At 68.4% G+C, this 13,667-nt stretch carries 11 protein-coding genes; 5 read left to right on the plus strand and 6 right to left on the minus strand.

Going from position 1 to position 13,667, the window contains the following annotated elements; genetic code table 11:
- The first annotated feature begins 94 nt into the window (after nt 1–94).
- Nucleotides 95–1,138, plus strand: coding sequence for a MinD/ParA family ATP-binding protein (locus ABW16_RS10735; RefSeq protein WP_200900643.1), 1,044 nt, complete (start codon nt 95–97; stop codon nt 1,136–1,138).
- On the opposite strand, the gene ABW16_RS10740 is transcribed toward ABW16_RS10735, so the two are convergent.
- Nucleotides 1,126–1,581 (minus strand): MaoC family dehydratase, encoded by a 456-nt coding sequence (locus ABW16_RS10740; RefSeq protein WP_047319160.1) that lies wholly within the window; start codon nt 1,579–1,581, stop codon nt 1,126–1,128. The two genes, ABW16_RS10735 and ABW16_RS10740, sit on opposite strands and share 13 nt — an antisense overlap.
- An 18-nt stretch (nt 1,582–1,599) precedes the next feature.
- The gene (locus ABW16_RS10745; protein ID WP_047319161.1) at nt 1,600–2,823 is read right to left on the minus strand and encodes a CoA transferase; all 1,224 of its coding nucleotides are present in this window, start codon (nt 2,821–2,823) and stop codon (nt 1,600–1,602) included.
- A gap of 200 nt (nt 2,824–3,023) precedes the next feature.
- Here ABW16_RS10745 and ABW16_RS10750 point away from each other — a divergent pair, with 200 nt between their 5' ends.
- Nucleotides 3,024–4,016, plus strand: coding sequence for an esterase family protein (locus ABW16_RS10750; RefSeq protein WP_047319162.1), 993 nt, complete (start codon nt 3,024–3,026; stop codon nt 4,014–4,016).
- 91 nt (nt 4,017–4,107) lie between these two features.
- Here ABW16_RS10750 and ABW16_RS10755 read toward each other — a convergent pair whose 3' ends face one another.
- Complete coding sequence (locus ABW16_RS10755) at nt 4,108–4,785, minus strand: YoaK family protein (protein WP_047319163.1); 678 nt, start codon at nt 4,783–4,785, stop codon at nt 4,108–4,110.
- Between the two features lie 14 nt (nt 4,786–4,799).
- A complete protein-coding gene (locus ABW16_RS10760) occupies nt 4,800–5,846 on the minus strand; it encodes a S1C family serine protease (RefSeq protein ID WP_047319164.1) in 1,047 nt (348 codons plus the stop codon).
- A gap of 174 nt (nt 5,847–6,020) precedes the next feature.
- Between ABW16_RS10760 and ABW16_RS10765 the strand changes: the two genes are divergently transcribed.
- The 3 genes from ABW16_RS10765 to ABW16_RS10775 are packed head-to-tail and all read left to right on the plus strand — an operon-like array spanning nt 6,021 to nt 9,439.
- Nucleotides 6,021–8,132 (plus strand): elongation factor G-like protein EF-G2, encoded by a 2,112-nt coding sequence (locus ABW16_RS10765; RefSeq protein WP_047319165.1) that lies wholly within the window; start codon nt 6,021–6,023, stop codon nt 8,130–8,132.
- 20 nt (nt 8,133–8,152) lie between these two features.
- On the plus strand, nt 8,153–8,635 hold the full coding sequence (locus tag ABW16_RS10770; protein ID WP_047319166.1) for a hypothetical protein: 483 nt from the start codon (nt 8,153–8,155) through the stop codon (nt 8,633–8,635).
- Between the two features lie 48 nt (nt 8,636–8,683).
- On the plus strand, nt 8,684–9,439 hold the full coding sequence (locus ABW16_RS10775; RefSeq protein ID WP_412178197.1) for a L,D-transpeptidase: 756 nt from the start codon (nt 8,684–8,686) through the stop codon (nt 9,437–9,439).
- Between the two features lie 62 nt (nt 9,440–9,501).
- On the opposite strand, the gene ABW16_RS26375 is transcribed toward ABW16_RS10775, so the two are convergent.
- Nucleotides 9,502–9,678, minus strand: coding sequence for a hypothetical protein (locus ABW16_RS26375; protein ID WP_157864235.1), 177 nt, complete (start codon nt 9,676–9,678; stop codon nt 9,502–9,504).
- 351 nt (nt 9,679–10,029) lie between these two features.
- The gene (gene car, locus ABW16_RS10780) at nt 10,030–13,545 is read right to left on the minus strand and encodes a carboxylic acid reductase (protein WP_047319167.1); all 3,516 of its coding nucleotides are present in this window, start codon (nt 13,543–13,545) and stop codon (nt 10,030–10,032) included.
- Nucleotides 13,546–13,667 lie beyond the last annotated feature (122 nt).

The raw sequence follows: 13,667 nt of genomic DNA on the forward strand, positions 1-13,667 counted from the left end.
GGGCAGGGCTCACCGGTGATCGGCACCTCCGCGACTAGGCTGCGGTGTTGTTGGGCCAGCTGGCCGTGCCGCTGCCGTATGCCTCGAGGAGCCGATGAACGCAGACGACGACTTTCTGCGGCAGCGGGTGCCGCCGCAGCAGCAACAGCCGCGCCCCTGGACGCCACCTCCACAGCGGCCGCCGGCGGCCGCGCCCTACCCGCCGTCGGCCCCGATGCCGCGGCCTCAGCCGACCCGTGGCTGGCGGCGCGTGGTGCTGTCCGCGACGCTGGGGCTGGTCAACTTGGGCCCGTCACCGGCCGAGCGGGAGGAAATGGCCTACCAGGCGGCCATCCGGGCCATGCCCAACGGCAGCTTCAAGGTCGGTGTACTGGGTAAAGGCGGTGTCGGCAAGACAACGGTGGCGGCCAGCGTCGGGTCGGTGTTCGCCGCACTGCGCCGGGCCGACCATGTGGTGGCCGTCGACGCCGACACCGCGTTCGGCCGGCTCGGCAGCCGCATCGATCCGCACGCCACCAGTTCCTACTGGGATCTGGCCGCCGATCAGAGCATGCAATCGTTCGCCGACATCAGCAGCCGGGTGGGCGCCAACGCGGCGGGACTCTACGTGCTGGTGGGTGAGCCGGCCGCGGGACGTCGCCGGATCCTTGACGCGGCGTTGTACCGGGAGGCCGCGCTGCGCCTGGACCGGCACTTCACCATCTCGATCATCGACTGCGGTTCGACGATGGACTCGCCGGTGACCCAAGAGGCGCTGCGTGACCTGGACGCCCTGATCGTGGTCTCGTCACCGTGGGCAGACGGTGCCGGCGCGGCCGCCAAGACCATGGAGTGGCTCGCCGACCACGGCCAGGGCGGGCTGCTGCAGCGCACGGTGGTGGTGCTCAACGACTCCGACGGCCACGCCGACCGACGCACCCGCTCGGCACTGGCGACGCAGTTCCTGCAGCACGGCCAGGCGGTGGTTGAGGTGCCCTTCGACCCGCACCTGCGCCCGGGCGGGGTGATCGACGTGATGACCGAGATGGCACCGGCGACCCGCCGCCGATTTCTGCAGATCGCGGCGATCGTCGCGCACTACTTCGCGTCCCGACCCCGGGGCCGGGACGCGAAGCCGGGCCGTACTCAGAGCACGTAGCGCACGACACTCTCGGCGACACAGGCCGGCTTGGCGCTGCCATCTATGGAGACCGTGGTCGAGTAGGTCACCTGGTGGGCGCCGCCGCCGACATCGGCCACCTCGACCACCGAGGTCTCGGCCCGGATCTTGGAGCCGACCGGTACCGGCGCCGGGAAGCGGACCTTGTTCAGCCCGTAGTTGATCGCCAACTTGACCCCGTCGAGGCGGCTGATCTGCGCCATCAGCTGCGGCAGCATGGCCAGGGTCATATATCCGTGGGCAATCGTGGTGCCGAAGGGCCCGGTGGCCGCACGCTCGGGGTCGACGTGAATCCACTGATGGTCGCCCGTCGCGTCGGCGAACAGGTTGACGGCGTCCTGGGTGATGGTCACCCAGTCGCTGTGCCCGATCACCTGGTCCTGGCATGCGGCAAGTTCATCGATCGATCGAAAAGTACGCACGTGCTCGAAGCTCCTTTGCTAATCCGTTGCCACCGCGCCGCTTTGGCGCAGTCGGTCGATATCTTCGGCGCTCATCCCCAGGCGGTCGGCCAGCACCTGCTCGGTGTCGGCGCCCAGCGCGGGTGCCGCGACGGCAGGCGGGTGAGCGCCGTCGATCGACGCCGGCAGCCCGGCCGCCAAGTACTCCCCCACCCGGGGCTGATGCAGCGGCGCGAACATCGGATTGTCGCGCAGACGCGCGTCGCCGGCCACCTCGGCAAAGCTGCGGTAGCGGTCCCACAGCAGCGACGTCTCCGCCAGGGCGGCTTCGATCTGCGCCGCCGGCCGCTCGGCGAACCAGCCGCTGAACAGCCCGGTCAGCAGGTCGCGGTGGCGGTAGCGCTGTCCTTCGTCGCCGAAATCGATACCGCGCGCTTCGGCCAGTGCGGCAAGGACTTTCGTCGAGCCGGTCAGCTCGGCCAAATCGCGGAAGTGCCGGTCGGTCAGCGTGACGACCATGAACGACACCCCGTCGCCGCTGGTGAAGCTCTGCCCGTATTGCCCGTAGACCGCATTGCCGATGCGTTCCCGCCGGGCGCCGTTGACCATGGCCTCGGTGAGGAAGCCCAGGGCGCTGGCGGTGCCCAGCGCGACGTCCTCCAGCGCCAACCGGATCCGGCAACCCTCGCCGGTGTGGTCGCGGCGGTGCAGCGCGGCGGATACTGCCAGGGCGGCGTGCAGCCCGCAGGCGATATCCCACGCCGGCAGCACGTGGTTGATCGGTGCGGCGTAGTCGCCGGGGCCGGTGACCAGCGGAAAGCCGACACCCGCATTGATCGTGTAGTCCACCGCGGTAGAGCCGTCGGCACGTCCGAGCACCTCAAGATGGATCAGGTCGGGACGCTGCGCCGCTAGCGTGTCGTAGGAAAGCCATTGTCGGCCAGACATATTCGTCAGCAATACACCACTGTCGGCGATCAGTTGCTGCACCACACGCTGGCCCTCGGGCGCGCGCAGATCGGCGACCACCGAGCGCTTGCCCTTGTTGAGGCCCGTCCAGTAGATCGAGGTGCCGTCGTCGGTGACCGGCCAGCGCCGGTAGTCCGCCGCACCGCCGATCGGGTCGATACGCACCACGTCGCAGCCCAGCTGCGCCAGCGTCATTCCGGCGAGCGGGACGGCGACAAAGCTGGCGATCTCGATGACGCGCACTCCGGCCAACGGAGCCCCAGCGGTCCCCAAGACCCGAGCACTCGCCTGCATGACCTGCCCTTCGTCGATGATTACGTCGACTATATGCCCACCCCCAACGCCCGCCCGGCCGGTGGCGAGTCCGCGCCGAATCTCAATCGTTGCCGAACCGCGATATGAAAACCCGTGGCGGCGAACAGGTCACGGCGGCGCACCGTGTTTGACTCCGTTCAGAAGGGCAAGACCGCACGACATTCGGATGGGAAAGAGCTATGAAGAGCGTTGAGAAGTTGCGTAACGCGGCCCGTCGGCTACCGCGCCGGCTGATGGTCGCGGCGGTGGGGGCCGCGCTGCTGAGCGGCCTGGTAGGGGTTGTCGGTGGTTCGGGCAACGCGTCGGCGTTCTCCCGCCCGGGCCTGCCGGTGGAGTACCTGCAGGTGCCCTCGGCTGCGATGGGCCGTGAGATCAAGGTGCAGTTCCAGCCCGGCGGCACCCACGCCGTCTACTTGCTGGACGGCCTACGCGCCCAGGACGACTTCAACGGCTGGGACATCAACACCCCGGCGTTCGAGGAGTACTACCAGTCCGGGTTGTCGGTGATCATGCCGGTGGGCGGGCAGTCCAGCTTCTACTCCGACTGGTACCAGCCGGCGTGCGGCAAGTCCGGCTGCCAGACCTACAAGTGGGAGACCTTCCTGACCCGGGAGCTGCCGTCCTGGCTGCAGGCCAACAAGAGCGTGTCACCGTTCGGCAACGCCGTCGTCGGCCTCTCGATGGCGGGTAGCTCGTCGCTGACACTGGCGGCCTACTACCCGCAGCAGTTCCCCTACGCGGCAGCGCTTTCCGGTTTCCTGAACCCGTCCGAGGGCTGGTGGCCGACGCTGATCGGGATGGCCATGAGTGACGCCGGCGGCTACAACGCCTCCAACATGTGGGGTCCGTCGTCCGACCCGGCGTGGAAGCGCAACGACCCGATGGTGCAGATCCCGCGGCTGGTGGCCAACCGCACCCGGATCTGGATCTACTGCGGCAACGGCACGCCCAGCGAGCTCGGCGGCGACAACCTGCCCGCCAAGTTCCTGGAGGGCATGACACTGAGCACCAACAAGACGTTCCAGCAGAACTACACGGCGGCCGGCGGCAACAACGGGGTCTTCAACTTCCCGTCCGACGGCACCCATGACTGGCCGTACTGGAACCAGCAGCTGGTCGCGATGAAGTCGGACATCCAGCGCGCGCTGGGCGTGGGCATCGACCCGACCTGATCGACCCCCAACACGTCGGCGGCAGTGCAATCGAGCACTGCCGCCGACGTGTTTGTCGGGAAAGCGGCGACCGGCTAGAGCGGGCGAGCGGTCAGCGCCACAGCCCGCGGCGGTCGACGTAGCGGTGGCTGTACCAGGTGGCCAGCAGGCAGATGACGGTGGCGGTGGCCAGCATCCAGGTACCGCCGACGAACAGGCTGATCACGCCACCGATAGCCGCCCCGGAGATGTACCCGGTCAGCAGCATGAAATTGAAGAACCAGTCGTGAATGGATCCGCCGCTGATGTGGCGCTCGATGCCCTGCCCCAGCTTGACGACCGTTCCGGTCACGTAACTCAGGGGAATCGACACTTCGCCGTCGCGGACGAAGGTGGTGTTCAGCGCGCCCACCCCGAACGCGACGAGCAGGATCGGCAGCAGTGGCACCGGCAGCGCCGGCCCGCCCTCGACCCAGTCGGTCAGGGTCGCGGCCAGCAGCGACACGGCGGTCAGCCGCAACGCGCCGTGCGGCCGGCTGCGCCAAACGTGACGATGGCACAGCGAGGCGATCACCACACCGGAGATGAAGGACACCAGCAGGGCCGCGGCGGAGATCGACATCCACTGACTGTCGGTGAACAACCCCAGCGCCGCACGCCCGGCATTGCCGGTCATGAAGGTGACGAAGTAACCCTCGGAATGGGTGAAGGCCGTGGCGGCCAAGACCCCGGCCAGCCCAGCAAGCACCCATGACAGCCTGGCTTCGCTGCCATAGCGTTGATCTAGCACGCGCGCCTAGTGCGTCAGCCGACCGGGCCCGGCACCAGAGTCACGGTGGCGCTGTGGTCGCCGCCGCCCGGGTTGCGCCACGTCAGCGTGACGGTGTCACCCGGGTGTTGCTGGTCGAGCACGTCGGTCAGGTCGGTGGCCGAGTTCACCGGCCGGCCGTTGACCGAGGTGATGATGTCGTCCCGGGCGATACCGCTGCCCGCGGCCGGGGTGCCGTCGAGCACCTGGGCGACCCGCGCGCCGCCGTTGCTGTCGACCACGCCGACACCCATGAACGCCGTCTCGCCGATGTGCACCGTGTTCGACGAGACGCCGGCCCGGATCTGGCCGGCGATGGCCATCGCCTGGTCGATCGGGATGGCATAGCCTTCGCCGCCGGGCTGGGCGAACTTGTAGTTGTCCGAGGCCGCGGTGTTCATCCCGATCACCTGTCCGGCGGCGTTCACCATCGGACCGCCCGAGTCACCGGGGCGGATCGCGGTGTCGGCCTTGATCATGTTGGTCAGGGTCTCGGTGCTGCCGGTCAGCTCATCGGCCGCTGAGACGGTCTGGTTCAGCCCGATGACGCGCCCGGGCACCGCACTCGGCGTGCCACCGTGACCGCCGGCGTTGCCCATCGCGACCACCGGGTCACCGATGGCGACCCGCGAGGAGTTGCCGATATTCGCGGCGGGCAACCCATCGGCGCCGCGCAACTGCAGCACCGCGACGTCGTGGCTGCGGTCGAAGCCGAGCACGTCGACGTCGTAGCTCTGGCCGTTGGCGACCGAGACCGCCGTCAGGCTGGTGGCGCCGGCGATGACGTGGTTGTTGGTCAGCACCACGCCGCTCGGGTCCAACACGATGCCGGTTCCGGCGCCGACCGCGCTCTGGTAGCCCATCTGGGCGTCGATGTTGACCACTGCCGGACCGACCTGGGCAACCATCGCCCCCGGGTCGAGCGGCGGAGCGGGCAGGGTGGGCGACGCCTGGACCGGCACCGCTACCAGCCCCGCGGTGGCGATCGCCGCGGTCGTCACGCTGAGCAGCCGCCACCGGCCGGGGCGATGCGCTCTGCTCATACGTCATACCTCCTGCAGTCGGGCCACACTGACTCGCGAAACAAGAATGCCCAGCTTACCGGAACCGCCGATCCGGCCGGCAAACGCTATAGACCGGCCGGGCAGATGTCGCCGCGGCGCAACTCTTGTGCTCAGCGCCTGTTGAGGGAAGGCTGATCTGCGGAGGAGGCTGCCATGGCAGACAAGACCGGGACATCACGGGGCGCCGGTTCCGCCCCCACCGCGGCCACCCCGGCCGCCATCCGCAACGTCGTGCTGGTCGGTCCGCCCGGCTCCGGCAAAACCACGCTGGTCGAGGCGATGCTGGTGGCCGCTGGGGTGTTGCCTCGAGCCGGTTGCATCGCCGACGGCAGCACGGTCTGCGACTACGACGACGCGGAGCTGCGTCAGCAGCGTTCGGTCGGGGTCGCCTGCGCCTCGCTGGCGCACGACGGTGTCAAGGTCAACCTGATCGACACCCCGGGCTACGCGGACTTCGTCGGAGAACTGCGCGCCGGGTTGCGGGCCGCCGACTGTGCACTGTTCGTGATCGCGGCCAACGAAGACATCGACGACGCGACCGCCGCGCTGTGGCAGGAGTGCAGCCAGGTAGCCATGCCGCGCGCGGTCGTCGTCACGAAGCTGGACCACGCGCGGGCCGACTTCCCCGCCCGCCTGGTCGCCGCCCAGGCGGCGTTCGGCGACACGGTGCTGCCGCTGTATGTACCGGCACCGGCTGAGGGTGGCGGCCTGATCGGGCTGCTGGCGGCCGACTCGATCGACCTGCCCGGCGCGGAGCAGCAGCGCGGCGCGTTGATCGAGGCGATCATCGAGGAATCGGAGGACGAGTCGCTGCTGGACCGCTACCTGAGCGGGGAGCAGATCGACCGAGCGGTTCTCACCGCCGATCTGGAGCGGGCCGTGGCCCGCGGTTCGTTCTTCCCGGTCATCCCGGTGTGCAGCGTCACCGGCCTCGGCATTCCCGAACTGCTCGGGGTCATCGCGACCGGCTTCCCGGCGCCGCCGGAACATCTGCTGCCGGAGGTGTTCAGCCCGAACGGCGTCGCGCGCGCCGGGCTGAGCTGCGACCCGGACGGGCCACTGCTGGCCGAAGTCGTCCGGACGACGTCGGACCCCTACCTCGGCCGGGTCAGCCTGGTGCGGGTGTTCTCGGGAACCATCAAGCCCGACAGTGGAATCCACGTCAGCGGTCATTGCGCCGGGTTTTTCGGCGATGGGACCGGTCGCTGCGACCACGACGAAGACGATCGGATCGGGACCCTGGCGTTTCCGCTCGGCAAACAACAGCGCCCGGCCACCGTCGTGATGGCCGGGGATATCTGCACTGTCGGCCGACTCAGCCACGCCGAGACCGGAGACACCCTGTCGGGCAAGGACGAACCCCTGGTGTGCAAACCCTGGTCGATGCCCGATCCGCTACTGCCGGTCGCGGTCATTCCGCACGCCAAGACTGACGAGGACAAGCTGGCGGTCGGGTTGGCCCGGCTGGCCGCCGAAGACCCCAGCCTGCGCATCGAGCGGAACCCGGAAACCCATCAGACCGTGCTGTGGTGCATGGGCGAGGCGCACTCGGGCATCGTGCTGGACGCGCTGGCCCACCGCTATGCGGTATCGGTGGACACCGTAGCCCTGCGGGTGGCACTGCGAGAGACGTTCTCCGGCAAGGCCAAAGGCCACGGCCGGCATGTCAAGCAGTCCGGAGGACACGGCCAGTACGCGATCTGCGATATCGAAGTGGAGCCGGTAGCCCAAGGCGGCGGCTTCGAGTTCGTCGACCGCGTCGTCGGCGGAGCCGTGCCCCGCCAGTTCATCCCCAGCGTCGAGAAGGGCATTCGCGCCCAGATGGAGCGCGGGCTGACCAACGACACCGGCGGCGGTTATCCGGTGGTCGACATCCGGGTCACCCTGACCGACGGCAAGGCGCACAGCGTCGACTCCTCAGACTTCGCCTTCCAGATGGCCGGCGCGGCCGCGCTGCGCGACGCCGCGACCAACGGGACGGTGCGACTGCTCGAGCCGATCGACGAGGTCACCGTGTTGATACCCGACGAATTGGTAGGCGCGGTGATGGGCGATCTGTCCGCCCGCCGCGCCCGGGTGCTGGGCACCGACAAAGTCGGCGCCGACCACACGTGCGTGAAGGCCGAAGTGCCGCAGACCGAGCTCATCCGGTACGCGGTCGACCTGCGATCGTTGACCCACGGCGCCGGTTCGTTCAGCCGCGGCTTCGCCCGCTACGAACCGCTGTCGGAGGCGGCGGCCGCGCACGCCGCCAGCACCGCCTGATCCCCGCAGAGAGGACGTCCATGTCGACCATCGCCGGGTTGCCCGCGCACGTCCTGCTGCTGCACGTGGTGGTGTCGCTGGTTCCCCTGACCGCGGTCCTGCTGATCGTGTGCGCGGTGTGGCCGGCGGCCCGGCGCCGATTGGTCTGGCTGGTGGTGACGTTTTCCGCCATCACACTGCTGGTGACGCCGTTGACGGTCACCGCCGGCGAGTGGCTGGCCGACACCGGCAAGTTCGCCCCGTCTCCCAAGCTGGACGCCCACATGGCCGCCGGCGAGTACGGCCTCTATATGGCAGTGGGCCTGGCGGTCGCCGCGACGTTGCTGGCAGGGCTACACGTGGCGTTGTCGCGCGGCAGCAAAGTCGGCTCACTGCTGCGGCTGGGGATCGTGACCGTGGTGATCGCGCTGGCCGGCGGGTCGATGTTCGCGATCCACACCATCGGCTCGACCGGGACCGAGGCGGCCTGGGGAGACCTGCTCAGCGCGTCGGACGACGGCTAAACCTGCGCTGATGACGTTGCAGTTGGCACAATGGACGCCATGCGCAACGTGAGGCGGGGAATTGTGGCGATTGCCGGGTCGGTGGCCCTGGCTGTCGTATCTATAGGGGCGTCGGCCGGCATCAGCGAAGCGGCTCAGACATCGCCGGCACGGGGGCTGGCCGTCGCGGCGATCGAGCCGGCCGCCGGCTCTGTCGTGGGAGTGGCCTACCCGGTGATCGTGACCTTCAACGGACCGGTCGAGAACCGGGCGGTCGCCGAACGTGGGATCCACATCAACTCCACGGGCAACAATGCCGGTCACTTCGAGTGGACGAGCAGCGACGTCGTGCAGTGGGTCCCGGACGGCTACTGGTCACCGCACAGCAAGATCAGCGTCGACGCCCACGGGATGTCAACGGGTTTCGAGACCGGCGACGCGGTCGTGGGGCTCGCCGACATCTCCGACCACACTTTCACCGTGAGCGTCAACGGCGAGATCCAGCGGATCATGGCGGCATCCATGGGTAAACCCAAGCGCCCCACGCCGATCGGTTCCTTCACCGCACTCTCGAAAGAGCGCACCATCAAGTTCGATTCGCGCACCATCGGCATCCCGCTCAACGACCCGGAGGGTTACCTGCTCAACGGCGAGTACGCCGTTCGGGTCACCTGGAGCGGCGTCTACGTGCACTCCGCCCCGTGGTCGGTGGGCTCGCAGGGCTACTCGAACGTCAGCCACGGCTGCATCAACTTAAGCCCGGACGACGCCGCGTGGTACTTCAACTCGGTGCACCTGGGCGACCCAATCATCGTGCAGGCCTAAGGCGAAACGCGGCGGAGCCGGCGCAACCGGATGGTGGTTGCGCGCGGCTCCGCCGCATCGCTTCAGCAGGCGCCGAGCACCGCCGTCGGCATGTGCGCCACGTAGCGCTCAGCGCGCTGCTCGCGCCGCATTTCGCGGCGAGCGGCCAGGCGGTTACGCAGCCGGCTCACCATGCGGTCGCCCGCCTGGTGCTCGATCGAGCTGTGGAGAGCCAGAACACTGATGGTGATGAAAGCCATGATTTTCTCCTGCCGGGATATTCACCGGCCGACACAACCCGTACGGGTTGGCGGAACTCGAGGTTCAGGCCCTGAAAGATACTGAAAAACCTTCAGCGGAGGTGCCGGAGCCGGTGAGGAACAAATCGATCGTGGAACACGGATACGGATGCGGACCGTCACTGGAACTCACTTTGCCCTCACCTCCTTCCGGCCGAGACACACGGGCATGTCGTGGCAATTTCCACCATGGTGGCATCGAAACACCGGACCGTCAAACGCAAACGGGCCGGGACGGCTCCGGCCGCCGGGCTGGCGGTGGCCGGAGCTGTCCCGAAACCGCTTCGCGGAGCGGCTGATTCACTGCTGCGTTTAGAGCAGCCCGAGCAGTTGCAGATCGGTGATGTACTTGACGATCACCGCCGGCGTGACATGCGGGATGTCGGGATGCTCGGGGTCCGGCCCGATCCCGGCAGACTGCACGGCAGCCCGGAACCTGTCCGTCGGGGCGATCGACCCGCAGATCGGCGGCTGCGGCTTCTGGTAGTTGTGCAGCAGCGGCAGCAGCGACGCCTGGCGCTGGTGTTCGGGCAACGCCCGCAGCGTGGTCTCGAACCGCTGCAACCAGTCGCCGTAATCGGCGATCCGCCGGATCGGGTAGCCGGCCTCGATCAGCCAGTCGACGAACTCGTCCATCCCCAGACCGTCGTCGTACGGGTTCATCACGTGATAGGTGGTGTACCCGCCGCTTGCGAAGGACCCCAGCGTGGTGGACGCCTCAGCGATGAACTCCACCGGCAGGCCGTCGTAGTGGGCGCGCTGCCGCTGGCCGTCGGCGCTCAGTTCGTAGAACGAACCGGGTGCCACGCCGGTGGCGACCAGGCTGAACATCATCCGGGTGAACATGTCGGGCAGGTTGAGCTGGCCGGCGTAGCTGGTGTCGGCCAGGATCATGTCGCAGCGGAACACCGCGACCGGCAGGCCGCAGAGGTCGTTGGCCTCACGCAACAGCACCTCGCCGGCCCACTTGCTGGTGCCGTAGCCGTTGGCGTAGCCGTCGTTGATCGCACGGACCGAGCTCATCACCCGCACGTCGGCGTCCTCGGTGAACTTGCCCAGCGGAATCTGGTCGCCGACACCAATGGTGGAGAAGTAGGTGAACGGCTTGATCTTGCCGGTGAGCGCCACCCGGATCAGCTCGGCGGTGCCGAGCGCGTTCGGGCCGAACAGCTCGCTGTAGGGCAACACGTGGTTGACCAACGCCGCCGGGTCGACGATCACGTCGACGGTGTCTGCCAGCCGCTGCCAAACCTCTTGGTCCAGACCGAGATTCGCCTCGCCCTTGTCACCCGCCAGCACTTCCAGGTGCTTGGCGGCCAGTTCGGTGTAGCGAGCCAGCAGCCGCGCGTCTCCGCTGTCGAAGACGCTGTCCAGCCGTCGGCGGGCATCCTCGTCGGACTTCGCCCGCACCAAACAGATCAGCTTTCCGTCCACCGGGGCCAGCCGCTGCAGCCATTCCAGCGCCAGGTAGCGACCGAGGAAGCCGGTCGCACCGGTCAACAGCACGGTGCGCACCTGCTCGGAGGGGCCGGGCAGTGACGGGGCCGCGGCCAGGGTCGCCGCGTCGAGGAACTTGTCCAGGGTCAGGTCGGCGGCAGCCACTTCCACCGCGTCCCGGCCGTGCACCGAGGCGAAGCTGGGCCGTCCGGAGCCGTTGCGCTCGGCGGTGATGTAGTCCGCGATCGCCGCCAAATCGTTTGCCGGGCTGACGATCACGCCCACCGGCACGTCGACCCCGAAGATGTCACGCAGCAGGTTTCCGAACGTCAGCGCCGACAGGGAGTCGCCGCCCAGGTCGGTGAAATGGGCGTCCGCAGACACCTCACCGGCCGAGGCCCCCAGCAGCGCCGCGGCGGCGCGACCGACGGTCTCCAGCGCCGGGCGCTGCGCACCGTGCTGACGCAGTTCGCTCAGCTCACTGGCCTGGCCCTCGGCCAGCTCGGCGTAGCGGCGTTCGAGGCGATCGCCGTAGTGCGCCTTCAGCTTCGGCCAGGCCAGCTTGCGGATCCCGGTCAGCAGTCCGTTCTCCAGTGTGAACGGCTCGGTCTCGACGATGAAGTCGCGCGGAACCTCGTAGGACTGCAGGTCGGCGTCTTTGGCCACCTGCTGCAGCGACTCGGCGATCCCGGCCTTGAGGGCGGCGTCGGAATCGAAGCGCGCCTGAGCTTCCGGCGTCGGGACCACCACGGCCAGCAGGTAGGGCTGGGCGCTGTTGCCGTAGACGTAGATCTGGCGCACCAGCGGGCTGTTGCCGAACACCGCCTCCAGCTTCGCCAGGGTGACGAACTCGCCCTGGGCCAGCTTGAGCACGTTGTTGCGCCGGTCGACGTAGACCAGGTGGTCCGGTGCGACCTCGGCCACCACATCGCCGGTCCGGTAGTAACCGTCGGCGTCGAAGACCTCGGCGGTCACCTCGGGACGCTTGTAGTAGCCGGGGAACAGGTTCTCGGTCTTGAGCAGCAGCTCACCGCGCGGGTGCGGGGTGTCGGTGCCGAAGTAGCCCAGATCCGGGACGTCGACCAGCTTGTAGTCGAGGACCGGCGGCCGCTGCACTTCGCCGTCGAAGAGCACCATGCCCGCTTCGGTGGAGCCGTAGCCGTTGAGCACGTGCTGCTCGGTGAGCTGATCGACCCAGGACCGCAGCTCGTCGGAGATCGGCGCGGAGCCGGTCATCGCGAAGACGCACCGCCCGCCGAGCAGCTCGGTGCGCATCTGCGCCAAGACCTGTGCTTCGGCGGCGGCTCGATCTCCCCCGAGCCCGTCGACCTCACTGCGGAAGTGCTGGTAGAGCATCTCCCAGATTCGGGGCACGAAGTTCAGTTCGGTCGGCCGGACCAGGGCCAGGTCTTCGAGGAAGGTGGACAGGTCACTGCGTGCGCTGAAGTAGGCGGTACCGCCGTTGCCGAGGGTGCCGTAGAGGATGCCGCGGCCCATGATGTGGCTCATCGGCATGAAGTTCAGCGTGATCGAGACGGCGGTCGGGCCGAACCAGTTCTTGGTGGACCGCACCCACATCCGGGCCACGTTGCGCTCCGGGTACATCGCACCCTTGGGGGCGCCGGTACTGCCCGAGGTGTAGACCAGCAGAGCCAGGGGGTCGGCGTCGTCGCCGGAGTCCACCTGGGTCGGCAAAGACAGAGAGCGGCCGCGGGTCAGCAGGTCGGCGAGCGGCTCGACGACCACCTCGACGCCGGCCAACCGGGCCCGGGCGTCGGCAAGCGCCTCGCGGTGGTCGTCGACCTGCTCGTGGTAGTCGAAGACCACCAGGCGGGTGGGCGCCGGACCCGTCCGCACCAACTCGACCGCATCGGGCAGCGAGTCGACGCTGGCGGCGATGACGCGGGGCTCGGTCTCGGTCACGATCGGCACCAGCGTGCTGATCGCCGCGGAGGTCTGCAGCGGCACCGACACAGCGCCGATCTGGCCCAGCGCCACGTCGATGACGGTGTAGTCGACGCTGGTGAAGCCCAGCACCGCGACCCGGTCACCGGGCCGCACCGCGCCGGCGACCAGGGCGGCGGCCGCGGCGCGGACTCGCTCACCCAGTTCGGCGTAGGTGATGGTTTCGTAGTGCGGGAGTAGTGCGGCGGCGGTACGGCCGGTGGCCGGATCGGTGACGTACTCGACGGCACGCTGGCCGAGCGCCGGCCGCTCGGCGTAGCCGTCGAAGACGGTTCGGGCGATCTGCGCCAGCCGCGACTGCCCTTCGACAGCGGCGGCGACGGCCGGGTCAGGCCGGGCAGCGGCGAACTGCGGGTCGGTGGCGACTAGATCGGCGATGCGGCGGGCGAGTTGCTCCTCGTCAGCAGTGGGGGAAACAGTGGACATGTTCAAACCTCTAATGAATATCTCGCGAAAGTGATTTTTCTGGGCTTTCATGGGCGCGGTCTGCACCGATGTAAACTACGTTAGCAAAACTAACTTAATTGAGGATCCCCGAGCGGGTGTGA

The sequence above is a fragment of the Mycolicibacter heraklionensis genome (genome assembly GCF_001021505.1).
GTDB classification, from domain to species: Bacteria; Actinomycetota; Actinomycetes; order Mycobacteriales; family Mycobacteriaceae; genus Mycobacterium; species Mycobacterium heraklionense.

Coding starts and splice junctions, on each gene's coding strand:
- ABW16_RS10760 (WP_047319164.1), bottom strand. CDS start 5,846: ATGAGCAGAGCGCATCGCCCCGGCCGGTGGCGGCTGCTCAGCGTGACG.
- ABW16_RS10770 (WP_047319166.1), top strand. CDS start 8,153: ATGTCGACCATCGCCGGGTTGCCCGCGCACGTCCTGCTGCTGCACGTG.
- ABW16_RS10745 (WP_047319161.1), bottom strand. CDS start 2,823: ATGCAGGCGAGTGCTCGGGTCTTGGGGACCGCTGGGGCTCCGTTGGCC.
- car (WP_047319167.1), bottom strand. CDS start 13,545: ATGTCCACTGTTTCCCCCACTGCTGACGAGGAGCAACTCGCCCGCCGC.
- ABW16_RS10735 (WP_200900643.1), top strand. CDS start 95: ATGAACGCAGACGACGACTTTCTGCGGCAGCGGGTGCCGCCGCAGCAG.
- ABW16_RS10765 (WP_047319165.1), top strand. CDS start 6,021: ATGGCAGACAAGACCGGGACATCACGGGGCGCCGGTTCCGCCCCCACC.
- ABW16_RS10750 (WP_047319162.1), top strand. CDS start 3,024: ATGAAGAGCGTTGAGAAGTTGCGTAACGCGGCCCGTCGGCTACCGCGC.
- ABW16_RS26375 (WP_157864235.1), bottom strand. CDS start 9,678: ATGGCTTTCATCACCATCAGTGTTCTGGCTCTCCACAGCTCGATCGAG.